Annotated in this window: 26 protein-coding genes; 14 read left to right on the forward strand and 12 right to left on the reverse strand. The window is 74.5% G+C overall.

Going from position 1 to position 26,758, the window contains the following annotated elements:
- Window positions 1-40: 40 nt before the first annotated feature.
- Window positions 41-247, reverse strand: a complete 207-nt coding sequence (locus BTM25_RS12815) for a cold-shock protein (RefSeq protein ID WP_019630686.1) — start codon at window positions 245-247, stop codon at window positions 41-43.
- A 1,029-nt stretch (window positions 248-1,276) separates the two neighbouring features.
- Between BTM25_RS12815 and BTM25_RS30925 the strand changes: the two genes are divergently transcribed.
- The 7 genes from BTM25_RS30925 (at window position 1,277) to BTM25_RS12850 (ending at window position 10,250) form a co-directional block, all read left to right on the forward strand.
- Window positions 1,277-3,031 (forward strand): ABC transporter ATP-binding protein, encoded by a 1,755-nt coding sequence (locus tag BTM25_RS30925; RefSeq protein WP_407923397.1) that lies wholly within the window; start codon window positions 1,277-1,279, stop codon window positions 3,029-3,031.
- Entirely contained in the window at window positions 3,028-4,821 is a 1,794-nt protein-coding gene (locus BTM25_RS30930; protein ID WP_103563134.1) for an ABC transporter ATP-binding protein, read from the forward strand. Before BTM25_RS30925 ends, BTM25_RS30930 begins: the two co-directional genes overlap by 4 nt.
- A 74-nt stretch (window positions 4,822-4,895) precedes the next feature.
- Complete coding sequence (locus BTM25_RS12830) at window positions 4,896-6,137, forward strand: hypothetical protein (protein ID WP_235828385.1); 1,242 nt, start codon at window positions 4,896-4,898, stop codon at window positions 6,135-6,137.
- A 56-nt stretch (window positions 6,138-6,193) separates the two neighbouring features.
- Entirely contained in the window at window positions 6,194-7,366 is a 1,173-nt protein-coding gene (locus tag BTM25_RS12835) for a winged helix DNA-binding domain-containing protein (RefSeq protein WP_103563135.1), read from the forward strand.
- Between the two features lie 17 nt (window positions 7,367-7,383).
- Window positions 7,384-8,535: an acyl-CoA dehydrogenase family protein gene (locus tag BTM25_RS12840; protein WP_103563136.1), complete on the forward strand. Its 1,152-nt coding sequence runs from the start codon at window positions 7,384-7,386 to the stop codon at window positions 8,533-8,535.
- Window positions 8,536-8,543: 8 nt separating this feature from the next.
- Window positions 8,544-9,128 carry a TetR/AcrR family transcriptional regulator gene (locus tag BTM25_RS12845; RefSeq protein WP_103563137.1) on the forward strand — a complete coding sequence of 195 codons (585 nt, stop codon included), beginning with the start codon at window positions 8,544-8,546 and terminating at the stop codon, window positions 9,126-9,128.
- A gap of 147 nt (window positions 9,129-9,275) precedes the next feature.
- Window positions 9,276-10,250: a zinc-binding dehydrogenase gene (locus tag BTM25_RS12850; protein WP_103563138.1), complete on the forward strand. Its 975-nt coding sequence runs from the start codon at window positions 9,276-9,278 to the stop codon at window positions 10,248-10,250.
- 4 nt (window positions 10,251-10,254) lie between these two features.
- Here BTM25_RS12850 and hisF read toward each other — a convergent pair whose 3' ends face one another.
- The 7 genes from hisF to BTM25_RS12885 form a co-directional block, all read right to left on the reverse strand.
- Window positions 10,255-11,025, reverse strand: coding sequence for an imidazole glycerol phosphate synthase subunit HisF (gene hisF / locus BTM25_RS12855; protein ID WP_103563139.1), 771 nt, complete (start codon window positions 11,023-11,025; stop codon window positions 10,255-10,257).
- Window positions 11,025-11,744 carry a bifunctional 1-(5-phosphoribosyl)-5-((5-phosphoribosylamino)methylideneamino)imidazole-4-carboxamide isomerase/phosphoribosylanthranilate isomerase PriA gene (gene priA, locus BTM25_RS12860; protein ID WP_103563140.1) on the reverse strand — a complete coding sequence of 240 codons (720 nt, stop codon included), beginning with the start codon at window positions 11,742-11,744 and terminating at the stop codon, window positions 11,025-11,027. Before priA ends, hisF begins: the two co-directional genes overlap by 1 nt.
- 39 nt (window positions 11,745-11,783) lie before the next feature.
- Entirely contained in the window at window positions 11,784-12,425 is a 642-nt protein-coding gene (hisH, locus tag BTM25_RS12865) for an imidazole glycerol phosphate synthase subunit HisH (RefSeq protein WP_103563141.1), read from the reverse strand.
- A 112-nt stretch (window positions 12,426-12,537) separates the two neighbouring features.
- The gene (gene hisB, locus BTM25_RS12870; protein ID WP_103563142.1) at window positions 12,538-13,131 is read right to left on the reverse strand and encodes an imidazoleglycerol-phosphate dehydratase HisB; all 594 of its coding nucleotides are present in this window, start codon (window positions 13,129-13,131) and stop codon (window positions 12,538-12,540) included.
- On the reverse strand, window positions 13,128-14,216 hold the full coding sequence (locus BTM25_RS12875; RefSeq protein ID WP_103563143.1) for a histidinol-phosphate transaminase: 1,089 nt from the start codon (window positions 14,214-14,216) through the stop codon (window positions 13,128-13,130). Before BTM25_RS12875 ends, hisB begins: the two co-directional genes overlap by 4 nt.
- Window positions 14,213-15,520, reverse strand: a complete 1,308-nt coding sequence (hisD, locus tag BTM25_RS12880) for a histidinol dehydrogenase (RefSeq protein WP_103563144.1) — start codon at window positions 15,518-15,520, stop codon at window positions 14,213-14,215. The genes BTM25_RS12875 and hisD overlap by 4 nt, the downstream gene beginning before the upstream one ends.
- A gap of 58 nt (window positions 15,521-15,578) precedes the next feature.
- Entirely contained in the window at window positions 15,579-16,382 is an 804-nt protein-coding gene (locus BTM25_RS12885) for a PhzF family phenazine biosynthesis protein (protein WP_103563145.1), read from the reverse strand.
- Window positions 16,383-16,490: 108 nt separating this feature from the next.
- On the opposite strand from BTM25_RS12885, the gene BTM25_RS12890 reads away from it, so the two are divergent.
- Window positions 16,491-17,150 (forward strand): LON peptidase substrate-binding domain-containing protein, encoded by a 660-nt coding sequence (locus BTM25_RS12890; RefSeq protein ID WP_103563146.1) that lies wholly within the window; start codon window positions 16,491-16,493, stop codon window positions 17,148-17,150.
- A gap of 19 nt (window positions 17,151-17,169) precedes the next feature.
- The gene (ybaK, locus tag BTM25_RS12895; RefSeq protein ID WP_103563147.1) at window positions 17,170-17,658 is read left to right on the forward strand and encodes a Cys-tRNA(Pro) deacylase; all 489 of its coding nucleotides are present in this window, start codon (window positions 17,170-17,172) and stop codon (window positions 17,656-17,658) included.
- On the opposite strand, the gene BTM25_RS29200 is transcribed toward ybaK, so the two are convergent.
- Window positions 17,542-18,129: a hypothetical protein gene (locus BTM25_RS29200; RefSeq protein ID WP_235828386.1), complete on the reverse strand. Its 588-nt coding sequence runs from the start codon at window positions 18,127-18,129 to the stop codon at window positions 17,542-17,544. The genes ybaK and BTM25_RS29200 overlap by 117 nt on opposite strands.
- Window positions 18,130-18,274: 145 nt before the next feature.
- Between BTM25_RS29200 and BTM25_RS12900 the strand changes: the two genes are divergently transcribed.
- The 4 genes from BTM25_RS12900 to BTM25_RS12915 all read left to right on the forward strand — a co-directional run bounded on the left by BTM25_RS12900 (window position 18,275) and on the right by BTM25_RS12915 (window position 20,909).
- Window positions 18,275-18,970 (forward strand): DUF6882 domain-containing protein, encoded by a 696-nt coding sequence (locus tag BTM25_RS12900; RefSeq protein WP_103563148.1) that lies wholly within the window; start codon window positions 18,275-18,277, stop codon window positions 18,968-18,970.
- An 83-nt stretch (window positions 18,971-19,053) separates the two neighbouring features.
- Entirely contained in the window at window positions 19,054-19,491 is a 438-nt protein-coding gene (locus tag BTM25_RS12905; RefSeq protein WP_103563149.1) for a GNAT family N-acetyltransferase, read from the forward strand.
- 480 nt (window positions 19,492-19,971) lie between these two features.
- A complete protein-coding gene (locus tag BTM25_RS12910; RefSeq protein ID WP_205648104.1) occupies window positions 19,972-20,607 on the forward strand; it encodes an AzlC family ABC transporter permease in 636 nt (211 codons plus the stop codon).
- Entirely contained in the window at window positions 20,604-20,909 is a 306-nt protein-coding gene (locus tag BTM25_RS12915) for an AzlD domain-containing protein (RefSeq protein WP_103563151.1), read from the forward strand. The genes BTM25_RS12910 and BTM25_RS12915 overlap by 4 nt, the downstream gene beginning before the upstream one ends.
- 8 nt (window positions 20,910-20,917) lie before the next feature.
- Here the strand turns inward: BTM25_RS12915 and BTM25_RS12920 are convergent, their stop codons facing one another.
- From BTM25_RS12920 to BTM25_RS30345, 3 genes are all read right to left on the reverse strand, one after another.
- A complete protein-coding gene (locus BTM25_RS12920; protein WP_103563152.1) occupies window positions 20,918-21,847 on the reverse strand; it encodes an RluA family pseudouridine synthase in 930 nt (309 codons plus the stop codon).
- Window positions 21,844-22,368 (reverse strand): signal peptidase II, encoded by a 525-nt coding sequence (locus BTM25_RS12925; RefSeq protein WP_205648105.1) that lies wholly within the window; start codon window positions 22,366-22,368, stop codon window positions 21,844-21,846. Before BTM25_RS12925 ends, BTM25_RS12920 begins: the two co-directional genes overlap by 4 nt.
- Before the next feature lie 71 nt (window positions 22,369-22,439).
- A complete protein-coding gene (locus BTM25_RS30345; RefSeq protein WP_235828526.1) occupies window positions 22,440-22,841 on the reverse strand; it encodes a TraR/DksA family transcriptional regulator in 402 nt (133 codons plus the stop codon).
- Between the two features lie 707 nt (window positions 22,842-23,548).
- Here BTM25_RS30345 and ileS point away from each other — a divergent pair.
- On the forward strand, window positions 23,549-26,734 hold the full coding sequence (gene ileS / locus BTM25_RS12935; RefSeq protein WP_103563155.1) for an isoleucine--tRNA ligase: 3,186 nt from the start codon (window positions 23,549-23,551) through the stop codon (window positions 26,732-26,734).
- Window positions 26,735-26,758 lie beyond the last annotated feature (24 nt).

Below are 26,758 nucleotides of genomic sequence, written 5' to 3' on the forward strand. Positions count from 1 at the left end.
CTGGCCGGGACGCGGGCTGTTTCGACGATTGTGGGCGGTGTTACAGGGGGGTCACCTGGTCGGCCTGCGGGCCGCGGTTACCCTGCGTCACCTCGAACTGGACGCGCTGGTTCTCGTCCAGCGTGCGGTACCCGGAGGACTGGATCGCCGAGTAGTGCACGAAGACGTCCGGCCCGCCGCCGTCCACGGCGATGAAGCCGAAGCCCTTCTCGGCGTTGAACCACTTTACGGTGCCCTGCTGGGGCATGTCTTTCTCCTTGCGGCAAAACGTGGGTCCACACCTCGCGGACCCAGTGCGGTCGCCGCGGAACGTCCTCGCCCCCGGTACGGTCCCGGAAAAGCCAAAACGCCCGCTGTCATCAGTCCGCGGACGTCTGGACAAACGATCGAGAACCACGACTGCAACCGACGACCCCACCGTATCACCGGTTCCGCGTAAAACGGAGGGGCGGCAAGGCCCATGATTCCCCTCTCGGCGAACTGCCCCGCCAAAATCCCCAACCGTTCTCCGTCAGGGCGTTGACCGCACCGGTCGGGAGCCTCTCGCCGGACGTGCGCGACCGCCGTCCGGCCGCCGCGTACGGGGCGTTCCGGGCATCCGACCCGCACGTCCGCACGACCTGTCCGGTTCGGAAGGAACACCGACGTCCGGGTCCCCGTGGCCGCCGCCCGGTGCCGCGGACGACGCCGCGCGCCGCACGGGCGGTGCTCACTTTCCTTAGGACAAAACGGACCATTTTGATACGCGCCCACAAGGTTTCCCCGGGTGCGCGCCGACGGGCCCGCGGCGGAGCACCCGCCGCACCGCCGCGATGTCCCCGTGATGAACAAGAAACTCGGCGTTGATGGCGCATTCGGCCACTTCGGAACGCGCGTCCGGAGACGGCGCGGGAGGTCCGTGGCGAATCGGCCGGATGGGCAGCGGGAACGGCACGCGGGCCGGGACGGGAGTGGCGGGTCGGGGTGCCTCGATGCGGTCGGACGGGAGCGGTCGGACGGCCCGGCGCGCGACCGGGACGCCGCCCGGACGAGAGTACGCGCACGAACCCCCTGCTCCGATCGTACGCGGACGAACCCGGGAATAGCCGTCATCGCCGGATGGTAGGCATAACCAGGCCGAAACCCCCGGGAAGCGCCTCGCGGGGGCTCGCGCCGTGCGCCGAGAACGACGAAGGAGTCCGCCGTGCCACCGAACGCGCCCCCCAGAGCGCCGTCCCGGAAACAGGACGCACCACGCCGGGTCGACCCCCACATGCTGCGGGAGGGGCTGGGGGTGATGGGGGTCGCCGTCCGGGCCGAGCCGCGCGCGTTCGCGGTGGCCGTGGGCGCGAGCGCGCTGTACGCCGCGACGACCGTCGGCACCGCCCAGGTGCTCGGGCACGTGACCGAGCACGTCGTGCTGCCCGCGTTCGCGGCGGGCCGGACGACGGCGGGCGCGCTGGCGGCCTCGGCCGCCGCGATCGTCGGGGTCGCGTTCCTCAAGGCGCTCGGGGTGGCGGGCCGCCGCTTCTACGCCGGGCTCGTCCAGTACCGGATGCAGGCCGCCTACCGGCGGGCCGTGACGCGCCGCTACCTGGAACTCCCCGCCTCCTGGCACGCCCGGCACCCGGCGGGCGAGCTGCTGTCGAACGCCAACGCCGACGTCGAGGCGGTGTGGGCGCCGCTGGCGCCGCTGCCGATGGCGATCGGGGTCGCGTTCATGCTGGTCATCGCGGCCGTGGCGATCGTGCTGGTCGACCCGGTCGTGGCCGTCGTGGCGCTGCTGGTGTTCCCGGCGGTCGCGCTCCTGAACGTCTTCTACCAGCGGCGGCTGGCCCCGGCGGCGACACGCGCGCAGCGGCTGCGGGCCGGGGTGAGCGAGGTCGCGCACGAGAGCTTCGAGGGCGCCCTGGTCGTCAAGACGCTCGGCCGGGAGGCCGCCGAGACCGAGCGGTTCGCGCGGCGGGCGGAGGAGCTGCGGGACGCCAACATCGCCGTCGGACGCGTCCGGGGCCTGCTCGACCCGCTGCTGGAGGCGCTGCCGAACCTTGGCGTGCTGGCCGTCCTGCTGGTCGGGACGATGCGCGTCGACGGCGGCGCGATGACCGCCGGCGACCTGGTCAGCGTGGCGTACCTGTTCACGCTGCTGGCGTGGCCGATCCGCGCGCTCGGCTGGGTGCTGGCGGACGTGCCGCGCAGCGTGGTCGGATGGCGGCGCGTCCGGGCCGTCCTGGACGAGCGGGACACGATGCCGCACGGCGACCGGGACGTCCCTGGCGACGGCGCGGCGGCGCTGGCCGTCCGCGACGTGCGGTTCGGCTACGGCGCGGGCGACGTCCTGCGGAGCGTGTCGTTCGACGTCGAGCCGGGCCGGACGGTCGCGGTGGTCGGGCCGACGGGCGCGGGCAAGTCCACGCTGACGAACCTGCTGGTCCGGCTGGTGGACCCGGCCGAGGGCGCGGTGCTGCTGGACGGCGTGGACGTCCGCGAGACCGGTCCGGGCGTCCTCGCGGCGAACGTCGCGCTCGTCCCCCAGCACGCGTTCCTGTTCGACGACACCGTGCGCGGCAACGTGGCGCTGGGCGCCGACGTGACCGACGACCGCGTGTGGGAGGCGCTGCGGCTGGCGCAGGCCGACGGGTTCGTGGCCGGCCTCGCGCACGGCCTGGACACCCGCGTCGGCGAGCGCGGCACGACCCTGTCGGGCGGGCAGCGGCAGCGGCTCGCGCTGGCGCGGGCGCTCGTGCGGCGGCCCCGGCTGCTGGTGCTGGACGACGCGACGTCCAGCGTGGACCCGAGCGTCGAGGCGCGGATCCTGGCGGGCCTGCGGGAGAGCTCGGCGGGCGTGACCGTCCTGGTCGTCGCCTACCGCAAGGCCACGATCGCGCTCGCCGACGAGGTCGTCTACCTGGAGCACGGCGCGACACAGGCGCGCGGCGCCCACGCCGACCTGCTGGAACGCTCGCCCGGCTACCGCGACCTCGTCACCGCCTACGAGCGGGCCGAGGCCGAGCGGGCGGCGGACGCGAGCGGCGAGGAGGCCGTCCGATGACCGCTCCGGTCACCGCGCTGAGCGGCGCGGCGGATACCGAGGGCGCGCTGCGGACGCTGCGGCGCGGCCTGCGGCTCAGCCCCGAGTTCACGGCGGGCCTGCCCGTCACGCTGGCGCTGGCGCTGCTGGCCACGGCGGGCCGCGTGGTCGTCCCGGTCGCGGTGCAGCAGACGATCGACCGGGGCCTCGGCGGGGACGGCGGCCCGGACCTGGCGTTCGTCCGCCTGATGGTGCTGGCGTGCGCGGGGGCGGTGCTCCTGACGGCCGTGTGCGCGTACGCGATGAACGTGCGCCTGTACCGGACGTCGGAGACGGGCCTGACGAGCCTGCGGGTGCGGGCGTTCCGGCACGTCCACGACCTGTCGATGCTGACGCAGAGCGGCGAGCGGCGCGGAGCGCTCGTGTCCCGGGTGACCGGCGACGTCGACCAGATCAGCCAGTTCATGCAGTACGGCGGGCTGATGATGATCATGGCGTCGGGCCAGCTCGTCGTCGCGACCGTCCTGATGGCCGTGTACTCGTGGCCGCTGGCGCTGCTGGTGTGGGCGGCGTTCGTGCCGCTCGGGTTCGCGCTGCGCCGGTTCCAGCGGATCATCTCGGCGGCGTACACGCGCGTCCGGGAGCGGATGGGCGACCTGCTGGCCGCCGTCAGCGAGTCGGTGGTCGGCGCGTCCGTCATCCGCGCGTACGCCGCGCAGGACCGGACGGCCCGGCGCGTGGACGCGGCGGTGGACGGCCACAAGACCGCCCAGACCCGCGCGCAGGCGACCGTCGCGCTGACGTTCCCGACGTCGGAGCTGGTCGCGGCGGTCGCGACGGGGGCGGTCGTCGTCGCGGGCACGCTGCTCGGCATCGGCGGGCACCTCAGCGCCGGGAAGCTCGTGGCGTTCCTGTTCCTCGTCACCCTGTTCGTCAGCCCGATGCAGACGGCGACCGAGGTGCTGAACGACGCGCAGAACGCGATCGCGGGCTGGCGGCGGGTGCTCGGCGTCCTGGACACCGAGCCGGACGTCGCCGACCCCGGCGACCGCGGCCGGACGCTCCCGCGCGGCCCGATCGAGGTGCGGTTCGAGGACGTCGGGTTCGCCTACCCCGGCGGCCCGCCGGTGCTGCACGACGTGGACGCCGTCATCGCGCCGCGCACGCGGATCGCGGTCGTCGGCGAGACCGGGTCGGGCAAGACGACGTTCGCCAAGCTGCTGACCCGGCTGATGGACCCGGTGTCCGGCCGGATCCTCGTGGACGGCGTGCCGCTGGACGAGATCCGCTTCTCCTCACTGCGGGAGCGGATCGTCATGGTCCCCCAGGACGGGTTCCTGTTCGACGACGCGCTCGGCGCGAACCTGCGGTACGGGCGGCCGGAGGCGTCCGACGACGACGTGCGCCGCGCGGTCGCCGACCTCGGCCTCGCGGGCTGGCTGGACGGCCTGCCGCGCGGCCTGGACACCCCGGTCGGGCAGCGCGGCGAGTCGCTGTCGGCGGGCGAGCGGCAGCTCGTCGCGCTGGTCCGCGCCTACCTGGCCGACCCGGACCTGCTGGTGCTGGACGAGGCGACGTCGGCGGTCGACCCGGCCACCGAGATCCGCATCCAGCGGGCGCTGGAGCGCCTGACGCGGGGCCGGACGGCCCTGTCGATCGCGCACCGGCTGTCCACGGCGGAGGCGGCCGACGAGGTGATCGTCTTCGACGCCGGCCGGATCGTCCAGCGGGGCCCGCACGCCGAGCTGGCCGCCGTCCCGGGCGTCTACGCCGACCTCTACGCGTCGTGGACGGCCCAGCGTGAGCTGTAATGGGACCGGCGACCGTTGAGGCGCGGGGAACAAAACACTTGCCGGGAATCTGGTCGGCTGCGCATTCTGGCGAGGTGAGCGACATCAGGGAAGCGGCGACCACGCTGCACGGACAGTTGCAGCGGGGCCTCGGGCGGGCGGCCCGCCGGGCGGCGGACCGCCCCGGCGCGGGCGAGTACGTGTACGACTGTGTGCGGCGCGATCCCCGGTGGGACGCGCGCTGCGACGACCGCTCCCTGTATTACGCCCGGTTGATGGTCGATCTCGAACTGCCGGCCGGCCCGCTCGCCGAGCACCTGTTCGACCCGGCCGACCACGCCGACGCCGACGAGGCGCGCGTCCGGCTCACGCTGGACGTCCTCGCCGACCTGGTGCGGCTCAGCCGCCGCGAGGCCGCGTCCCCGCTGCGCCGGTACGCCGAGGAGGGCGCGCACTGGTTCGAGGCGCTGGACACGCTGGTCCGGCTCGGCGACCCCCGGCTCACCGACGGGCTGGAGACGCTGGTCGCGGCGCGCTGCGACGACGACGCCCTCGCCGACCTGTTCGCGGGCTCGGGCGGCCCGGTGGCGGCGGCGTGGGCGGCGCGCTCGCCCCGGATCGCCGCCGCGCTGGACCGCCGCCGCGGCCGGGGCCGTCCCGTCCCGCCGGTCGCCGCCGCGCGGTCCCGCCGCGACCGCACCGACGACGAGCTGCTCGACATCGCGCGGCGCCGCGACGACGGCGCGATCGGCGCGATCTTCGAGCTGGGGCGGCGGCGCGCGCCCGTCCTGCTGGACCTCGCCGAGGAACTGCTCGCCCGGCCGAGCCGGTGGGGCGGCGCGGTGGCCCGCGCCCTGTGGGACTACGGCCCCGAGACGCTGCCCCGCGCGCGGGACTGGGCGGCCGAGCGCGGCGGCTGCCGGGGCGTCGGCCTCGGGCTGCTCGCGCGGCACGGCACGCGTGAGGACATCCCGCTGCTCATGACCCATCTGGAGGACGCCCTGGAGCGCCGCGACTGGGCCGCGTCCGCCGCCCCGATCGAGGGCCTCGGGCGGCTGCGGGCGGGCGAGGCCGTCCCGCTGCTGAAGACGGCGTGGTCGGAGTCGTCGTACTCCTACCTGCGCCCGCGCGTGCTGACCGCGCTCACCCGGACGGCCCCGCACACGGCCGAGGCGTTCACCGCCGAGGGCCTGTGGGACTGCGAGGAGGCGGTGCGCGCGATCGCCGTCCAGACCGCGCCGCTCACCGACGACACCCGCGTCCGGCTGCAGCGCCTGCAACTCGACGAGGCCGAGGACCCGGGCGTGCGCGCGGCGAGCGCGGCCCGTCTCGTCTGACCGCCTCGTCCGACCGCCTCGCCTGATCGTCGGACCCGGCCGCTACCCTGCGGATCATGCGGACCATCAGCACGGCCGAGCGGCGCGCGCGGCTCGCGCTCCGGCACCGGCTCGCGCCCGACCGGCGCACCGACGACCCCGCCGAGACCGCCCGGTCGCTCGTCGCGCTGCACGCGACCGACCCGGCCACCGTGTACCTGTCGGCGGCGGCGCGGAGCCGGAACCTTGTTCCGTCTGCGCTGGAGGCCGCGCTGTACGACGACCGGACGCTCCTGCGGCTGCTCGCGATGCGGCGGACGATGTTCGTGGTGCCGGTCGAGCTGGCGCCCGTCCTCCAGGCGTCGTGCGCGGACGCGCTGGCCGCGAAACAGCTCGTCCGGTACAGCGGGTTCATCGAGCAGTCGGGCGTCCCGGACGCGCGGGCGTTCTTCGCCGCGACCGCCGAGGAGACCCACGCGGCGCTGCTGAAGCTCGGCAAGGCGACCGGGGTGCAGCTCTCCAAGGAGGTCCCGGCGCTGCGGACGACCGTCCAGCTCGCGCCCGGCAAGTCCTACTCCACCGCGACGAACATCACGACGTGGGTGCTCGTGACGCTCGGGCTCCAGGGCCGGATCGTGCGGGGCCGTCCGAACGGGTCGTGGATCAGCAGCCAGTACGTGTGGCAGCCGGCCGAGGCGTGGATCCCCGGCGGCGTCCCGGTCATGCCCGCCAAGGAGGCCCGCGCCGCGCTGGTCCGCGCGTGGCTGCGCGCGTTCGGGCCCGCGCCGGTGAGCGACGTCAAGTGGTGGACGGGCTGGACCGTCGCCGACGTCAAGGCCGCCCTCGCCGAGATCGCCACGGTCGAGGTGGACCTGGACGGCGTCCCCGGGATCGTCCTCGCCGACGACGTCGAACCGGTCGCAGCGCCCGAACCGTGGGCGGCGCTGCTGCCCGCGCTGGACCCGACGCCGATGGGCTGGAAGGAGCGCGGCTGGTTCCTCGGCCCGCACGCGCCCGCGCTGTTCGACCGCAGCGGCAACGTCGGCCCGACCGTCTGGTGGGACGGGCGCGTCGTCGGCGGCTGGGCGCAGCGCGCGGACGGGGAGATCGCCGTCCGGTTCCTGGAGGACGCCGGGAGCCAGGCCCGCGCGGCGGTGGCCGCCGAGGCGGAGCGGATCGCGGCGTTCTACGGGAACATCCGGGCCGTCCCGCGCTTCCGCACGCCCCTGGAACGCGAGCTGTCCGCCTGACGCGCGAGGATGGGTCCATGCCCGCAGAACGGATGCCGCCCACGCCCGAGGCCGAGGACCTGATCGCCCTGACGCGCGAGATCGTCGGCAAGGAGCTGGCGCCGCGCGCCGCCGACGCCGAGGAGGCGGGCGCGTTCCCGCGCGAGGTGTTCCGGACGCTCGGCCGCGCCGGGCTCCTCGGCCTCCCCTACCCCGAGGACGCGGGCGGCGGCGGCCAGCCCTACGAGGTGTACCTCCAGGTGCTGGAGGAGATCGCGGCGGTGTGGGCGTCGGTCGCGGTCGGGGTGAGCGTCCACAGCCTGGCGTGCTTCGCGCCGCACGCGTTCGGGTCGGCGGAACTGCGCGGGCGCCTGCCGGACCTGCTCGGCGGCGAGCTGCTCGGCGGGTACGCGCTGTCGGAGGCGCAGGCCGGGTCGGACGCGGCGGCGCTCGCGACCCGGGCCGTGCGCGACGGCGACGGCTACCGGATCACCGGCACCAAGATGTGGATCACGCACGGCGGCGAGGCCGACTTCTACGTGCTGTTCGCCCGGACGTCCGACGACGGCGGCCGGGGCATCTCCTGCTTCCTCATCGACGGCGACCAGCCCGGCCTGACGTTCGGCCCGCCCGAGCGGAAGATGGGGCTGACCGGCTCCACGACCGCGCAGCTCCACTTCGACGACGCGCCCGTCCCGGCCGGGCGCCGCATCGGAGCCGAGGGCCAGGGCTTCCCGATCGCGCTCGCCGCGCTGGACTCGGGGCGCCTCGGCATCGCCGCGTGCGCGACCGGCCTCGCGCAGGGCGCGCTGGACCACGCCGTGGCCTACGCGGCGGAGCGGACGCAGTTCGGCCGTCCGATCATCGAGCACCAGGGCCTCGGGTTCCTGCTCGCCGACATGGCCGCCGCCGTCGAGTCGGCGCGCGCGACGTACCTGGAAGCGGCGCGGCGCCGCGACCGGGGCCTGCCCTACGCGCGGCAGGCGTCGGTGGCCAAGCTCGTCGCGACGGACGCGGCGATGCGCGTGACGACCGACGCCGTCCAGGTCCTCGGCGGCTACGGCTACACGCGCGACTTCCCGGTCGAGCGGTACATGCGCGAGGCGAAGGTCATGCAGATCTTCGAAGGGACGAACCAGATCCAGCGGATGGTCATCGCCCGGCACCTGGCCCGGTCCGTCCGGTCGTAGGGCGCGGAGTGTCCGGACAGGCCGAGAACGTGCGGACGCGGCGGACGCGCAAGCTGCTCCGCGAGGCGTTGGCCGAACTCATTCGGGAACGTGGTTTCGAGCGCACGACCGTGAGCGCGATCACCGAACGCGCGATGGTGAGCCGGGCCGCCTTCTACCGCAATTACAACGACAAATACGACCTGGTGGAGAAGATCTTCGCCGAAGCGGTCGCCCTTCTCACCGAGCACCTGCCCGACGAGGGCGATGTGCCGGACGAGCGGCGCTGGGTCGCCTTCTTCGAGCACTTCGCCGAGTACCACCAGATCTACACGGCGCTGCTCGGCGACTCCGGGAGCCAGTGGTTCGCCGGGCGGATGCGCGCGACGCTCGCTGAGATGGTCACCGCGCATCTTCCGGCGACGGCCGGAGCGGTGGGCGGCGGGACGACCGGGGCGGGCCTGGTCCCCACGCTGATCTCGGCGTTGTTCGTCCAGTCGGTCGCCTGGTGGCTCGGCAACGGGCGGCCCGTGCCGGCGGCGGAGATGGCCGACCGGTTCAGCCGGATCGCCGTGGCGCTGGTCGAGGAGGTCAACGGCTGGCCCGCGCCTTAGCGTGACAGTTTCCGCCGACTGTCCCATTCGAGCCGTCCCGGCCGGATTGGTACTTGCCGTCGCAGAACACTGGACGACACGATTCGAGACACGGACGCCCACGGCATCCGTTCGTAACACGAATCAGTTCGGACAGGAGAGTGACCCATGCGCATTGTCCGCGTGCGTGAATTCGGCCCGCCGCAGGTCATGAGAATTGAGGAGGCCGACGCGCCGCGCCCCGCCGCCGGCCAGGTCGCGGTGGCCGTCGAGGTGGCCGGGGCGATCTACGCCGAGACGATCGTCCGCTCCGGACGCTACCCGCTCCCCCTGCCCTACGACCCGGGCATCGAGGTCGGCGGCCGGGTGACCGAGGTCGGCCCGGACGTGGACCCGTCCCTGGTCGGGACCCGGGTCGTGGCGACGTCGCTCGGCAACACCGGCGGGTACGCCGAGGTCGCCGTCGCCGCGAGCGGCGACGTGTTCGCCGTGCCGGACGCGCTGACGCTCGAACAGGCCGTCCCGGTGTTCCAGGCGGGCGCGGTGGCGGTCGGCGTGCTCACGGCGATGGGCGTTCGGGCGGGCGAGAGCGTGCTCGTCACCGCCGCCGCCGGACGCATCGGGTCCATGCTCGTCCAGCTCGCCGGGCGGCTCGGCGCCGGACCGGTGATCGGCGGCGTCGGCGGCCCGGGCAAGCGCGACGCCGCCGCCGGGTTCGGCGCGGACGTCACCGTCGACTACGGCGGCCCCGGCTGGGTCGAGACCGTACGGAAGGCCACCGGCGGGCGCGGCGCGGACGTCGTGGTCGACGCCATCGGCGGTGCTATCGGCGCGCAGGCGCTGGAGGCCACCGCGGACGGCGGTCGCTTCGGGGTCTACGGGTTCGCGTCCGGCACCTGGACGCCGATCGACACGCTCCAGGTCGTCCGGCGCGGCCTGTCGGTGATCGGACCGCTCGGTATCGCGCTCGCCCGGCCGCGCGCCGAACAGCGCGCCGACGTCGAGCAGGCCCTCGCCGCCGCCGTCGCCGGCGACCTCACCGCCCGCGTCCACGCCGTGTACCCGCTGGAGGACGCCGTCCAGGCCCACCTGGACCTGGAGAGCCGGCGGACGGTCGGCGCCGTCCTGCTCAGCACCCGGTGACGCGTCAGCGGACGGGGTTGCCCGCCGCGCGCAGGGCCGTCTTGACGTCGCCGACCGTCATGTCCCCGAAGTGGAACACGCTCGCGGCGAGCACCGCGTCCGCGCCCGCCGCGACCGCCGGGGCGAAGTGCTCCACCGCGCCCGCGCCGCCGGACGCGATCACCGGGACGGTCGTCGCCGCCCGGACGCGCTCCAGCATCTCCAGGTCGAAGCCGGCCTTGGTGCCGTCCGCGTCCATCGAGTTCAGCAGGATCTCGCCGACGCCGAGGTCGGCGCCGCGCCGCGTCCACTCGACCGCGTCGATGCCGGTGCCGCGCCGTCCGCCGTGCGTGGTGACCTCGTAGCCGGACGCGGTGACCGTGCCGCCGGTGACGCGGCGGGCGTCCACCGACAGCACCACGCACTGCGACCCGAACCGGTGCGCGGCCTCCCGCAGGAACTCCGGACGCGCGATGGCCGCCGTGTTGATCGACACCTTGTCGGCGCCCGCGCGCAGCAGCCGGTCCACGTCGTCCACCGTGCGGACGCCGCCGCCGACCGTCAGCGGGATGAACACCTGCTCGGCCGTGCGGCGCACCACGTCGTAGGTGGTGGACCGGTCGCCGCTGGACGCCGTGATGTCGAGGAACGTCAGCTCGTCGGCGCCCTCGGCGTCGTAGCGGCGCGCCAGCTCCACCGGGTCGCCCGCGTCGCGCAGGTTCTGGAAGTTGACGCCCTTCACCACGCGGCCCGCGTCGACGTCCAGGCAGGGGATGACGCGCACGGCCACGCCCATCAGCGCACCGCCTCCAGCGCCTCTTCCAGCGTGAACGCGCCCGCGTACAGGGCCTTGCCGACGATCGCGCCCTCGACGCCGTCGCCGGTCAGCGCCGCCAGCGCCCGCAGGTCGTCCAGCGACGACACCCCGCCGGACGCCACGACGGGCTTGTCGGTGCGCGTGCAGACCTCGCGGAGCAGCTCGGTGTTCGGGCCGCGCAGCGTGCCGTCCTTGGTGACGTCGGTGACGACGTAGCGGGGGCAGCCGTCGGCCTCCAGCCGCGCCAGCACCTCCCACAGGTCGCCGCCCTCGCGCGTCCAGCCGCGCGCGGCGAGCGTGGTGCCGCGCACGTCCAGGCCGACGGCGATCCGGTCGCCGTGCGAGGCGATGATCTTGCGGCACCACTCCGGGTTCTCCAGCGCGGCCGTGCCGATGTTGACGCGCGCGCAGCCCGTCGCGAGCGCGGCCTCCAGCGACGCGTCGTCGCGGATGCCGCCCGACAGCTCCACCTTGACGTCCAGCCGTCCGGTCACCTCGGCGAGCAGCTCACGGTTGGAGCCGCGCCCGAACGCCGCGTCGAGGTCCACCAGATGGATCCACTCCGCGCCCGCCTTCTGCCAGGCCAGGGCCGCGTCCAGCGGGGCGCCGTAGGAGGTCTCGGTGCCCGCCTCGCCCTGCACGAGCCGGACGGCCTTGCCGTCCGCGACGTCGACGGCGGGAAGGAGCGTCAGTGTCATGGAACTTCCTTGTCGGAACGGATCGGGGGTGGGCGGCCGTCAGCGGACGGTCGCGAGCCAGTTCGCCAGCACCTGCGCGCCCGCGTCGCCGGACTTCTCCGGGTGGAACTGCGTCGCCGACAGCGCGCCGTTCTCCACGGCCGCGACGAACCGGTCGCCGTGCTCGGCCCAGGTGACGAGCGGGGGGCGCAGGTTGCCGCGCGGGTCGGGCTCCAGCTCCCACCGGCGCACGCCGTAGGAGTGGACGAAGTAGAAGCGCGTCCCGGCGTCCAGGCCCGCGAACAGCGTGGACTCCGCGGGCGCGTCCACGGTGTTCCAGCCCATGTGCGGCAGGATCGGCGCGTCCAGGCGCTCGACCGTCCCGGGCCACTCCGCGCAGCCCTCGGTCGTGACGCCGTGCTCGACGCCCTTGCCGAACAGGATCTGCATGCCGACGCAGATGCCGAGGACGGGCCGTCCGCCGGCCAGCCGCCGCCCGATGATCTGCTCGCCCCGGATGCCGCGCAGCCCCGCCATGCACGCCGCGAACGCCCCGACGCCCGGCACGACGAGCCCGTCCGCCGCGAGCGCCGCGTCCCAGTCGGCGGTGACGGTCACGTCCACGCCGTGCCGCGCCACGGCCCGCTCGGCCGACCGCAGATTCCCCGACCCGTAGTCGAGCACCACAATCGATTTAGTCACAGCGTCCTCCGCGCGCGTGCGGCGCGCTTCACGCCGCGCGCTTCCCTCGTCGCTCTGGTCGCAAGCTCCCGCCGCTCCTCAGTCCAGCGCGCGGCGCGCGCCGCACGCGCGCTCATAGGGCGCCCTTGGTGGAGGGGATGCCGCGGACCTTGGGGTCGAAGGCGACGGCGTCGCGCAGCGCGCGGGCCAGCGCCTTGAACTGCGCCTCCACGATGTGGTGCGCGTTGCGGCCGTAGGGGACGTGGACGTGCAGCGCCACCTGGGCGTTCGCGACGAACGACTCCAGGATGTGCCGCGTCATCGTCGTGTCGTACTCGGGGCCGATCATCGGCGCGAGACCGTCCGGCTCGGAGTGGACGAGGTAGGGCCGCCCCGACACGTCCACCGTGACCTGCGCGAGCGCCTCGTCCAGCGGGATCGACGCGTCCGCGAACCGCCGGATGCCCGCCTTGTCGCCGAGCGCCTGCCGGAACGCCTGCCCGAGCGCGATCGCGGTGTCCTCGATCGTGTGGTGGGCGTCGATGTGCAGGTCGCCCTGCGTCTTCACGGTCAGGTCGAACGAGCCGTGCTTGCCGAGCTGCGCCAGCATGTGGTCGAAGAACCCGACGCCGGTCGCGACGTCGACCTCGCCGGTGCCGTCGAGGTCGATCTCGACCAGGACGGACGTCTCCTTCGTCGCGCGCTCCACGCGTCCCTTGCGCATCACAGGACCTCCTTCAGGGCCGTGCGGAAGGCGGCCATCTCCTCCGGCGTGCCGACGCTCACGCGCAGCCAGCCGGGCGGCCCGACCTCGCGGATCAGCACGCCGCGCTCCAGCAGCCCCTCCCACACCGCGCGGCGGTCGGAGAAGGAGCCGAACAGGACGAAGTTGGCGTCGGAGTCGGCCACGGTCAGCCCGAGGCCGCGCAGCCAGGCGACGAGCGCGTCGCGTTCGGAGCGCAGCGCGTCCACGGTGCCGAGCAGTTCGGCGCGGTGCGCCAGCGCCGTCCGCGCGACGGCCTGCGTGACGGCCGACAGGTGGTAGGGCAGCCGGACGAGCATCAGCGCGTCGATCACGGCGGGGTCGGCGGCGAGGTAGCCGAGCCTGGTGCCCGCCATCGCGAACGCCTTGGACATCGTCCGGGTGACGATCAGCCGGGGCCGGCCGGGCAGCAGGTTCAGCGCGGACGGCGTGCCGCCGCGCCGGAACTCGGCGTAGGCCTCGTCCACGACGACCATGCCGGGCGCCGCGTCCAGGACGGCCTCGATCGTCGCGAGGTCGAGCGCGGTGCCGGTCGGGTTGTTGGGCGAGGTGAGGAACACGATGCCCGGCTCGTGCCGCTCGATCGCGGCGACGGCCGCCGCCGGGTCGAGACCGAAGTCCTCGTCGCGGTGGGCGTCGACCCAGGCCGTCCCGGACACCTCGGTGATGATCGGGTGCATCGAGTAGGACGGCTCGAAGCCGAGCGCGGTGCGTCCGGGCCCGCCGAACGCCTGGAGGATCTGCTGGAGGATCTCGTTGGACCCGTTCGCCGCCCACACGTCGCGTCCGGTGCGGCCCGCGCCGGGGGTGTCGGCGTTGAGGAAGTCGGCGAGGTCGGCGCGCAGGAGCGTCGCGTCCCGGTCGGGGTAGCGGTTCAGGCTCGCGGCGACGTCCTCGACGGCCTTGCCGAGCGCGGCGACCAGCGCCGGGGACGGCGGATACGGGTTCTCGTTGGTGTTCAGCGCGTACGGGACGTCGAGCTGCGGCGCCCCGTACGGCTCCCGGCCGCGCAGGTCGTCGCGCAGCGGGAGGTCGGCCAGTGAGGTCACGACGGGACCTTCCAGTCGAAGCGGGCCGTGACGGCGGCGCCGTGCGCGGGCAGGTCCTCGGCCTCGGCGAGCACGACGACGCGCGCGGCGGCGTCGGCGAGCGCGGCCTCGTCGTAGCGGACGACGTGGACGCCGCGCAGGAACGACTGCACCGACAGCCCCGAGGAGTGGCACGCGCAGCCGCCCGTGGGCAGGACGTGGTTGGACCCGGCGAGGTAGTCGCCGAGCGACACCGGCGCGTGCGGGCCGACGAAGATCGCGCCCGCGTTGCGGACCCGCGCGGCCACGGCGTCGGCGTCGGCGGTCTGGATCTCCAGGTGCTCGGCGGCGTAGGCGTCCACGACCCTGAGCCCGGCGGCGACGTCGTCCACCAGCACGATGCCCGACTGCCGTCCGGCGAGTGCGGCCGTGATCCGCTCATGGTGCTTGGCGCGGGCGACCTGGGCCTTCAGCTCGGCCTCGACCGCGTCGGCGAGCGCGGGCGCGTCGGTGACGAGGACGGCGGCGGCGAGCGTGTCGTGCTCGGCCTGGCTGATCAGGTCGGCGGCGACGTGGACGGGGTCGGCGGTCGCGTCGGCGAGGATCGCGATCTCGGTCGGCCCGGCCTCGGAGTCGATGCCGATGACGCCCTTGAGCAGCCGTTTGGCGGCGGCGACGTAGACGTTGCCGGGCCCGGTGACGAGGTCGGCGCGCGGGCACTGGTCGGTGCCGTAGGCGAACATCGCGATCGCCTGGGCGCCGCCGACGGCGTGCACCTCCTCGACGCCGAGCAGCGCGCACGCGGCGAGGATCGTCGGGTGCGGCAGGCCGCCGAACTCCTTCTGCGCGGGCGAGGTCACGGCGAGCGAGCCGACCCCGGCCTCCTGCGCGGGCACGACGTTCATGACGACGCTGGACGGGTACACGGCGCGTCCGCCCGGCACGTACAGGCCGACGCGGTCCACCGGGATCCACCGCTCGGTGACGGTGCCGCCCGGCACGACGTTCGTGGTGACGTCGGTGCGGCGCTGGTCGCGGTGGACGAGCCGGGCCCGCCGGATCGACTCCTCCAGCGCGTCGCGGACGGGCGCGGGCAGCGCGGCGAGCGCGGCGTGGATCTCGGCGACCGGGACGCGGCTGTGCTCCCGGTCCACCCCGTCGAACGCGCGGGTGTGCTCCCGGACCGCCGCCGAGCCGCGATGGCGGACGTCGTCGCAGATGGGCCGCACCTTGTCCAGGGCGGCCTCGACGTCGAGATCGGCGCGGGGCAGCACGGAGCGCAGGTCGCCGGGGAGCGAGCCGCGCAGGTCGATACGGGAGATCACGGCCCCAGTCTACGGAGCCCCGGGACGCCGCCGCGCCTCGTCTCACGTGCCGAGACCGTCACACCAGGAGGTCTCCGGAGAGAACGGTCACGGCACGTCCGGTGAGGACGACGCGGTCCCCCGCGAGCCGGACGCCGACCCGTCCGCCGCGCGCCGACGCCTGGTACCCGGTGAGGGCGTCACGGCCCAGGCGCTCCGCCCAGTAGGGGGCGAGGGCGCAGTGGGCGGAGCCGGTGACGGGGTCCTCGGCGTCGCCGGGCAGGGAGCGCGGCGCGAACGTGCGGGACACGAAGTCGTGGTCGGCGCCGGGGTCCGCGGGCGCGGTGACGATCACGAGCCGGGCGTCGGCGCCGGCCAGGTCGGCGATGCCGGGCGCGACGGCGCGCACGGCCGCCGCGTCGGGCAGCTCGACCACCCAGTCGTTCAGGGCGTTGCGGCCCGTCCAGCCGAACGGTGTTCCAAGCGCGGCGAACTCGGCGGGCGCCGGGGCCGCGACGGGCGGGCCGGCCGGGAAGTCCATCTCCAGCGCGCCCTCCGCGCCCGGACGGACGGTCAGGATCCCGCTGCGCAGCGTCCGGAACCGGATCTCGTCCCCGGCGGCCACGACGCCGTCGTGGTAGAGCGTGTGGGCGGTCGCGAGCGTGGCGTGCCCGCACAGCGCCACCTCGTTCAGCGGCGTGAACCAGCGCAGCTCGAACGTCCCGTCGTCCGCGCGCCGGACGAACGCCGTCTCCGAATGCCGCATCTCGGCGGCGACGTCCTGCATCCACGCCGCGTCGGCGGGGGCGTCGAGCAGGCAGACGGCGGCCGGGTTGCCGCTGAAGGGCCGGTCGGTGAAGGCGTCCACGACGGAGATCCTCATGGCCGTGAGGCTAGCCCAGCTTCAGCATGTGAGATTTCGACGGTTCGTCCCGTCGCGGCCCCGCCGTACCCTGGGCGGCGTCCCCCGAACCGACGACGGAGGTCCCCCGTGACCGAGCGGCTGCCGCTGTTCCCCCTGGGGACCGTGCTGTTCCCCGGCATGGCGCTGTCGCTCCGGGTGTTCGAGGACCGGTATCTCGCGCTCGTCCGCGACCTGCTGGACGGGCCGGGCCCGCGCCGGTTCGGCGTCGTCTCGATCGAGCTGGGCCATGAGGTCGGGCCGGGCGCGGCGCTGCGGCTCGCGGAGGTCGGGTGCGTGGCCGAACTGCGCGACGCGACGCTCCAGGCCGACGGCAAGTACGACGTCGCGGCGGTGGGCGGACGACGGTTCCGGATGAAGGGCACCGATTCGTCCCGTCCGTACCTGCGCGCCGAGGTGGAGTACCTGCCCGAGGAGGAGGGCGCCGAGGTGGACGCGGCGGCGGTCGCGGCGATGGCGGCCTTCCGCCGGTACCGGCGCGCGCTGGCCGCCGCCGGGGCGGGCATCGCGGACCCGACCGCGCCCGGCGACCGGGTGCGGCTGTCCTACGAGATCGCGGCGGCGGCCGTCCTGGACGGGCACGACAAGCGCCGCCTGCTGGCCGCCGAGGACGCCGCGCAGCGCCTGCGCGCCGCCCGGACGATGATCCGGCGCGAGACGCGGCTCCTGCGCGCCTTCCCGACCCTCCCCGGTACCGCGTTCCTGGACGGCTCGTTCCACCCAAACTGACCGGGCACACTGGTCGCCCATGGCGGCGAAGAACAAGGGCGGGACGCCCGCGACGGTCGCGGCGGCCCGCGCGGGCGTGGCGTTCACCCTGCACGAGTACACGGTCGACCCGGGCGCCGGGTCCTACGGCGAGGCGGCGGCGGACGCGCTCGGCGTCCCGCGCGAGCGGCTGTTCAAGACGCTGGTGGCCGAGGTGGACGGCGCGCTGACCGTCGCGATCGTCCCGGTGTCGGCGACGCTGGACCTCAAGGCGCTGGCGGCGGCGACGGGCGGGAAGCGGGCGGCGATGGCCGATCCGCGCGACGCCGAGCGCGCGACCGGCTACGTGGTGGGCGGGATCAGCCCGCTCGGGCAGCGGCGGCGCCTGCCGGCCGTGCTGGACGCGTCGGCGTCAGGGTTCGCGACCGTCTACGTCTCGGCGGGGCGGCGCGGACTCCAGATCGAGCTGGCCCCCGGCGACCTCGCCGGCCTCGCCGGCGCCGCGCTCGCCGCCGTCGCGCGGGGATAGCCGCTTGACGAACAGCTCCAGCACGCCGTAGAGCGCGACGGCCGCGATCGGCCAGAAGACGAGCAGCCCGGTGGCGCGCAGGTCGGCCACGCCGGTGACGGTCGCGCCGTCGGCGGCGTGCCCGAGCGCGCGGTGGTAGGAGCCGAGGCCGATCAGGTGGCCGGTGCGCCAGGCGAGGACGGCCGCCGCCGTGCCGCCGACGGCCAGTCCGAGCAGCAGCGGGACGTCGTTGCCGCGTCCGCCCGCGAGGTAGGCGACGGCGCCGCAGGCGAGCCCGGCGACCACCGCGATCAGCGCGAACCGCATGTCGGTGCCGATCGGGCCGCGGCTCTCGGGGTCGGCGAGGTACGGCGCGCCGCCCACGACGACGTACTTCACGGTCGGCGCGACGGCCCGCCACAGCAGCCCCGCGAGGGGTCCGAGGACGGCGACGGCGAGACAGGTCGCGATCCACGTGCGCAAGGCCCTCACGACCGGTGCCCGCACCTCGTACGCTCCTGTCTACGTCCCGTTCCCGACGACGAAAGCCTAGCCCGCCCTGGTGACCCGAACGACAACCGGCAGGTGCCCGATTCCCGCCCCAGAACGGCCCGATCCCTGGGATAATGTGCCCGACATGTCCGGATTCAGCCCCGCCTTCGAGCGCCTCGGCGCAGCGCTCGCGGCCGTCGTCCTGCAGCAGCAGGAGACGCTCGCGGAGTTCCTGCCGCGCGAGGACTGGAGCGCCGACCTCACCGCCCGGACGTACACCAGCGGCGGCGTGACCGTCCGGGTCGCCCTGCTCGGCAGCTACGCCGCGCGGGAGCGGACCTGGCTGTGGGGCTGGGCCAACCCGCAGTTCGGCGCGGACCACCCGGCGGTCGTCCCGACCCTCGGCATCCGGACGCTCGGCGAGCGGCTCGGCATCCCCGAGTTCACCACGCCCGAGGTCGACCTCGGCTGGTACGAGGGGCCCGCCGGGCACGGCGGGGAGCTGGTCGCGATGGCGGCCGGGGGCGTGCTCGGCGGCGGCGGGTACATCGGGGCCGGGTACGACGGCGGCTCGGCGTACCTGCACGTGGACGACCCGCAGGCGCCGCCCGCCGCGTGGGACCCGGTGCCCGTCGCGCGCCTGCTGACCAGCGCGGTGAGCCTGTTCCCCGCCGACCCCCGGCTGACGCTGGCGCGGCTGCTGAGCCGCCACCGCGTCCCCTACCGGGAGACCGAGACGTCGATCGAGGCGCGTCCGCCGGGCGGCCCGGCCCGCGCCCATTTCGACGGGCGCGGCCGGTTCGCCGGCTGGGAGGCCGAGCTGACGGCGGTCCGCCGCTGATCCGGCGGCCTGCCGACACGGCCCTGAAAGCACGGGCCTGCTGACACGGGCCCGGTAGCACGGGCCTGGTAGACCTGACGGCCATGAGCGCCGAGATCGTCCCGGTGGTGTCCGCCGCCGACCGCGAGCACGCCTACGCCGTCCGTTTCGCGGTGTTCGTCCGCGAGCAGGGCGTGCCGCCGGAGATCGAGCTGGACGCGGCGGACGCCGCCGCCGACCATCTGCTGGCCCGGATCGACGGCCGTCCGGCCGGGACGGTCCGGCTGCTGCGCCGCGACGGCACGGGCGTGCTCGGGCGGCTCGCCGTCCTGGCCGAGGCGCGCGGCACCGGCCTCGGGGCGGCGCTGGTCCGCGCCGTCGAGGACCGCGCCCGCGCGGCGGGCCTGACGGCCGTCGAGCTGCACGCGCAGGTCGCGGCGCGCGGCTTCTACGAACGGCTCGGATACGAGGCGTTCGGCGCCGAGGACGAAGAGGCCGGCATCCCGCACATCTGGATGCGCCGCCGTATCGAAAACGACTGAAAATCGCGCCACCGATCCAGTGCGCCATTCCTAGTCCCTGCCTCCCAGACGTTATCCGGAACGTCGCGGGGGCCGCCGAATTCAGCTCCGGCCGCGAACTCGGAAAATCGCCGAACTGGCCCGTGCGGCACAGTGCCGAAGATCCAGAACACCCCGCCCGAGATGCGAGACTCATCCCCTGATGGCCTTCTGAGCTGCGTAAATGTCACCCCGGCGCCACCCCGAGGCCCGATCGACATACCCGTTAGATCCGTTATTCCGGAGCAATACCGTACGCGGGACGGGCAAGAACCTGTCCGGGTGGTCACTTGAAGCCATCCCTGGGACGAGAGTGCACGGTGGTTCAATACCGTGGTCACCGTGCTTGTTTTAGCCTTCGGTGTCATGAGTGCTGCGGAGTATGCGGCAGGTGAGACCGGAACGCGAACCCGCGAGGCTAATGCCGTCAGGGACGGGCTCAACATCGGTTTCTCCTCCGGAATGACAGGGCTCGCCTGGGGTGCTGCGGCGATCCCGGCCGGGCTGTCCGTCCAGCAGGCGTGCGCGCTGAGCCTCCTGGCGTTCAGCGGCGCGTCCCAGTTCGCCATCGCCGGGGTCGTCAGCGGCGGCGGCGCGCTGTTCACCGGGACGCTCGGGGCCGTCATGCTCGCCGGGCGCAACGCCCTCTACGGCCTGCGGCTCGCCGACCTGCTCCGGGTGCAGGGCTGGCGGCGGGCGATCTGCGCGCATTTCGTCATCGACGAGACCACCGCCGTCGCCACCGCGCAGCCCGACCGGGCCAGCGCCCGCGTCGGCTTCTTCGCGACCGGCATCCCGACCTACGCGCTGTGGAACCTCACGACGTTCATCGGCGCGATCGGCGCGACCCGGCTCGGCGATCCGGAGCGGTACGGGCTCGACCTGCTCGGCCCGGCGATGTTCCTCGGCCTGCTGTGGCCCCGGCTCACCGCCGGGGCCACCGAGGTCCGCGTCGCCGTGCTCGGCGCGCTGATCGCCGTCCTCGCCGTCCCGGTGCTCCCGACCGGCGTGCCGATCATGGTCGCGGCGTTCGCGGCGCTGCTCGGGCTGCGCGAGCGGCAGCGCGAGCGCGAGCGCGTGAAGGAGCCGGTCCGATGAGCGTCTGGATCGCCGTCACCGTCACCGGCGTCGGCTGCTACCTGCTGAAGCTCGCCGGGCTCGTCGCCCCGCAGCGCGTCCTGGACGACCCGCGCGTGCGGCGGTTCACCGAACTCGTCCCCGTCGCGCTGCTGGCGTCCCTGGTCGCGGTGCAGACCTTCACCACCGCCGGCGACCTGCGCCTGGACGGGGCCCGCGTCGCCGGGGTCACGGCGGCCGGGATCGCCTTCCTGCTGCGCGCCCCGTTCCTCGTCGCCCTCGTCACCGCCGCCGTCGTCGCCGCCGGGCTGCGGCTCCTGTGACCGACCGTTCAGCCGTCCTCGGCGACCGCGTCCAGCGCCCGCGCCAGGTCGTCGGGATAGGGGCTCTCGAACTCCACCCAGCCGCCGTGCCCGGGATGCTCGAACCCGAGCCGGACCGCGTGCAGCCACTGGCGGCGCAGCCCGAGCCGCGCCGCGAGCGTCGGATCGGCGCCGTAGGCCAGGTCGCCCGCGATCGGGTGCCGGATCGCCGACATGTGCACCCGGATCTGGTGGGTGCGGCCGGTCTCCAGGTCGACGTCCAGCAGCGTGGCCGCCCGGAACGCCTCGACCGTGTCGTAGTGGGTGACCGACGGGCGTCCGCCCGCCACCACCGCGAACCGGCCGTCGCCCGACGGGTGCCGGTCGATCGGGGCGTCGACGGTCCCCCGGAACGGGTCCGGGTGGCCCTGCACGAGCGCCTGGTACCGCTTCTTGACCGTCCGCTCCTTGAACGCCCGCTTCAGCCGCGAGTACGCCGTCTCGCTCTTGGCGACCACCATCGCGCCCGTCGTGTTCGCGTCGAGCCGGTGGACGATCCCCTGCCGCTCGGCGGCGCCGCTCGTCGCGACGGTCCGCCCGGTGCCGAGCAGGCCGCCGAGGACGGTCGGGCCCGTCCAGCCGGTGGTCGGGTGCGCGGCGACGCCGGTCGGCTTGTTCACCACGACGATGTCGTCGTCCTCGTAGAGGATCCCGAGGCCCGCGACGGGCTCGGCGACCGGCGCGGGCGGGGCGGGCGGCGGCGGCAGCGTCACCTCCAGCCACGCCCCGGCGTGCAGCCGGTCGGACTTGCCGACCTCGCGGCCGTCCAGCAGGACGTCGCCCGCCGCGATGATGTCGGCGGCCCGGCCGCGCGACAGGCCGAACAGCCGGGACAGGGCCGCGTCGGCGCGCTCGCCCTCCAGCCCGTCGGGGACGGGCATGCTCCGCACGTCGCTCACCGGCTCTTCTCCTCCGGCGCGTCGTCGCGCTCGTCCGTTCCGTCGGCCGCGTCGCGGCCCGTCATGCGGGTGCCGTCGAGCTGGAGCCCGCGCGCCGCCAGCAGGACGGCGAGCACGCCGCCGCAGACGATCGCCGAGTCCGCCAGGTTGAACACGGGCCAGTGCGGCCACTCGATCCAGTCGACCACGTGGCCCTGGAACGGCGCGGGGGCGCGCAGGACGCGGTCGACGAGGTTGCCGAGCGCGCCGCCCAGCAGCAGCCCGAGGCACACGGCCCACGGGACGCTGCGCAGGTTGCGCGCCGTCCGGACGATCGCGACGACCACGCCGCACGCGATCACGGTGAAGATGATCGTGTAGCCGGTGCCGATCGAGAACGCGGCCCCGCTGTTGCGGGTCTCGCGCAGCGTCAGCAGTCCGCCGAGCAGCCGGATGGGCGGCCGGTCCTGCAGGGTCGCCACGACGATGATCTTGGAGATGACGTCCAGGGCCAGCGCGGCGCAGGCCACCGCCACCAGCACGCCGACACGGCGCGGCCGAGGCGATCCCCCGGATCCCTCGGCCCCGCCCTTCTTCGGGTCAGTTGAGTCGCTCAGCGACGTTCCTCGCGTTGTTTGCATGTCACACACAGGGTGGCACGCGGGAACGCCTGCAAGCGCGCCTTCCCGATCGGGAGGGCGCACGACTCGCAGACGCCGTACGTGCCGCCGTCCATCCGCTGGACGGCCCGCTCGTTCTGGGCGAGCAGATCACGCGCATTGTAGGACAGGGCCAGCTCGTGCTCACGCTCGTAGGTCTTCGCGCCCGCGTCGGCCTGGTCGTCGCCCGCGCCGTCGGCGGAGTCTCCCTCGGCGATCTGCGAGGCCGCGACGGTGATCTGCGCCTGGAGCCCGTCGATCTCCGCCTGCAGCGCGGCGCGGACGACCGACAGTTCGGCCTCCGTCCAGCGCTCCTCGCCCTCCCGGACGGGCAGCACCTCGGCGACCGCCGTCACCGGCGCCTCCTCGGCGGCGGTCCGGGCGGTGACCGTGGCCGTCTTCACCTTGGGTTTCGCGGTGCGGGCCGAGGCTTTCGCCTTCGGACGCGCCGTCCCCGGTTTCGCGGCGGGCTTGCCCGCGGGCTTGCGGGCGGCCTTGGCTGCCGGCTTGGCGGACGCGCGTCCCCCGCGGGCCTTCTCGGCCTCGGCGGTCGCTTCGGCGCCGCTCTCATCGACGGGCACTGCGGGCAGCATGGGGTCCCCTTTCACCGGACGGGCAACGACCTGCGGTGGCTCTCATATGCCCTCGCGTCCGGCAAAGGAAAACCCGGCGTTCCGGCGAGAGAACGGCGAGACGCACGGGAGGTCGGTCGGGGTGGGTCGGCCGGGGCGAGAACGGCCCGTCCCCACGGGGAAGAGCGACCGGTGCGCGTGCGTTACAGTGGCGAACAGCAGTCTGAGCGGCAGGCCGTGATGGGGACGCCTGCCGCCGCGAGCGGCCATGAGCGATCCGGGGACGGTGCGAGCCCGGCGGCCGGCGCGGCGGTCCTGATCACCCCGGAGCCGCCGGAGGAAACGGCGCGTGCGCCGGAGTAGAACCGGCAGCCGTGACTGGAACGAAGCGGGCCGCGCCGCGCGGCCAAGGAGGGTGGTACCGCGGGGCCTTCGGCCTCGTCCCTCCGGTTCCTCGTGCGTTGTCCGCGTCGATCCGGAGGCCCGCCACCGTGACCCGTCAGTTCCGGCCCCTGCCCGCGCAGGTCGATCTTCCCGCGCTGGAGCGGGACATGCTGCGCCGCTGGCAGGACGGCAAGATCTTCGAGCGCTCGCTGGAGCGCACCGCGGACGGCCCGCGCTGGGTCTTCTACGAGGGCCCGCCGACGGCGAACGGGATGCCCGGCGTCCACCACGTCGAGGCCCGCGTCTTCAAGGACATCTTCCCCCGCTTCAAGACCATGCAGGGCTACCACGTGCCCCGCAAGGCGGGCTGGGACTGCCACGGCCTGCCCGTCGAGGTCGCCGTGGAGAAGGAGCTCGGGCTCACCGGCAAGAAGGACATCGAGGAGTACGGGGTCGCGGAGTTCAACGACCGCTGCCGCGAGTCCGTCCAGCGCCACGTGGACGCCTTCGAGGAGATGACCGAGCGGATGGGCTACTGGGTCGACATGTCCCAGGCCTACCGGACGATGGACCCGTCCTTCGTGGAGTCGGTCTGGTGGTCGCTCAAGGTCGTCTTCGACAAGGGCCTGCTGTTCCGCGACTTCCGCATCACGCCGTACTGCCCGCGCTGCGGCACGGGCCTGTCCGACCACGAGCTGGGCCAGCCCGGCGGATACGAGACGGTGACGAGCCCGTCGGTGTACGTCCGGATGCCCGTCACCGGCGGCCCGCTCGGCGAGCTGAACGCGTCCCTGCTGATCTGGACGACGACGCCGTGGACGCTCGTGTCCAACACCGCCGTGGCCGTCCACCCCGACGTCACCTACGTCGCGGCCCGTCCCGCCGGGTCCGACGAGGTCCTGGTCGTCGCCGAGCCGCTGCTGGAGCAGGTCCTCGGCGCGGACGCCGAGCGGCTCGCCACGCTGACCGGCCGCGAGCTGGAGCGCACCCCGTACCGGCGGCCGTTCGACTTCGTGCCGATCCCCGGCGCGCATTTCGTCGTGCTGGGCGACTACGTGACGGTCGAGGACGGCACCGGGCTCGTCCACCAGGCCCCCGCGTTCGGCGCCGACGACATGACCGTCTGCAAGAACTACGGGCTGCCGGTCGTCAACCCGGTCGGCCCGGACGGGCGCTTCACCGCCGACGTCCCGCTCGTCGGCGGCGCGTTCTTCAAGGACGCCGACGAGGCCCTGACGGCCGACCTGCGCGCCCGCGGCCTGCTGTTCCGGGGCGGCCACTTCGAGCACAGCTACCCGCACTGCTGGCGCTGCCACACGCCGCTGCTCTACTACGCGCTCCCCGCCTGGTACATCCGCACCACGGCCGTGAAGGACCGGCTGCTGGAGGAGAATGCCCGTACCAACTGGTTCCCCGAGACCGTCAAGGAGGGCCGGTACGGCGAGTGGCTGCGCAACAACGTCGACTGGTCGTTGTCGCGGAGCCGGTACTGGGGCACGCCGCTCCCGCTGTGGGTCTGCGGCGAGGACGACGCGCACGTCACCTGCGTCGGGTCGCTCGCCGAACTCGGGGAGCTGGCCGGACGCGACCTGACGTCCCTGGAGCCCCACCGCCCCTACGTGGACGACGTCGCGTTCCCCTGCCCGGAGTGCGGCGCCGAGGCCCGCCGCGTCCCGGACGTCATCGACGCCTGGTACGACTCGGGGTCCATGCCGTTCGCGCAGTGGGGCGCCCCACACCGCAACAAGGACGTGTTCGACGCGTCCTACCCCGCCCAGTACATCTGCGAGGCGCAGGACCAGACGCGCGGCTGGTTCTACTCGCTGATGGCCGTCGGCACGCTCGTGTTCGACCGCTCGTCGTACGAGAACGTCGTCTGCCTCGGCCTCATCCTCGCCGAGGACGGCCGCAAGATGAGCAAGCACCTCGGCAACGTCCTGCGGCCCATCCCGCTGATGGAGCAGCACGGCGCGGACGCGCTGCGCTGGTTCATGCTGGCCAGCGGGCTGCCGTGGGCGTCCCGGCGGGTCGGGCACGGCGTGCTGGAGGAGATCGTCCGCAAGGTGCTCCTCACCTACTGGAACACCGCGTCGTTCTTCGTCCTGTACGCCAACGCCGCCGCGCAGGGCGGCGGACGGGCCTGGACGCCGGACCGGCGCGGCGAGGCCCCCGCGCCCGCCGACCGCCCGCTGCTGGACCGCTGGGCGCTCGCCGAGCTGCACCGCACCGTCCGCGAGGTCGGGGACGCGCTGGAGGTCTTCGACACCGCCCGCGCCGGCCGCCGCCTCGCCGAGTTCGTGGACGACCTGTCCAACTGGTACGTCCGGCGCTCCCGCAAGCGGTTCTGGGACGGCCCGGAGACGCCCGCGGGCGCGGCGGCGTTCGCGACCCTCTACGAGTGCCTGGAGACGCTGACGCGGCTCATGGCGCCGCTCGTCCCGTTCGTCACCGACCACGTGTGGGACGTCCTGCGCGAGGAGGACGCGCCCGAGTCCGTCCACCTGACGTCCTGGCCCGAGGTCAACGCGTCCCTGCTCGACGCCGCCCTCACCGAGCGGATGGCGCTCGTCCGGCGGCTCGTGGAACTCGGCCGGTCGGCCCGCGCGGCGAGCGGCGTCCGCACCCGGCAGCCGCTCGGCCGCGCGCTCGTCGGCGCCCCCGGCTGGGCGGACCTGCCCGCCGAACTGCGCGGCCAGATCGCCGACGAGCTGAACGTCGCGGCGTTCGAGGAGCTGTCCTCGGTCGGCGGCGACCTGGTCGAGTACGAGGTCAAGCCGAACTTCCGGGAGCTCGGCCGCCGGTTCGCCAAGGACACCCCGAAGGTCGCCGGCGCCGTCAAGGACGCCGATCCGGCCGCGCTCGTCGCCGCGCTGCGCTCGGGCGGGGCGGCGCCGCTGGACGTCCCCGGCGTCGGCGCGGTGGAGCTGGCGCCCGCCGAGCTGATCGTCACCGAGCGCCCGCGCAGCGGCTGGGCCGTGGAGAGCGCGGCGGGCGAGACGGTCGCGCTCGACCTGACGGTCACGCCGGAGCTGCGGCGGGCCGGGCTGGTGCGGGAGGTGGTCCGGCTCGTCCAGGACGCCCGCAAGGCCGAGGGCCTGGAGATCACCGACCGGATCGAGCTGTGGTGGCACGCCGCCGGCGACGACCTCGCCGAGGCGCTGCGGGTGCACGGCGGGGAGGTCGCGGGCGACGTGCTCGCCACGGCCGTCCGCGAGGGCCGTCCGGCCGAGGACCTGACCCAGCGGCGCGACGACGAGCTGGGCCTCGGCTTCTGGCTGCGCAAGGCCCGCTAGCCGGGCGGACGGGGCGGCCGGCCG

The organism is Actinomadura rubteroloni, assembly GCF_002911665.1.
Taxonomy (GTDB): domain Bacteria; phylum Actinomycetota; class Actinomycetes; order Streptosporangiales; family Streptosporangiaceae; genus Spirillospora; species Spirillospora rubteroloni.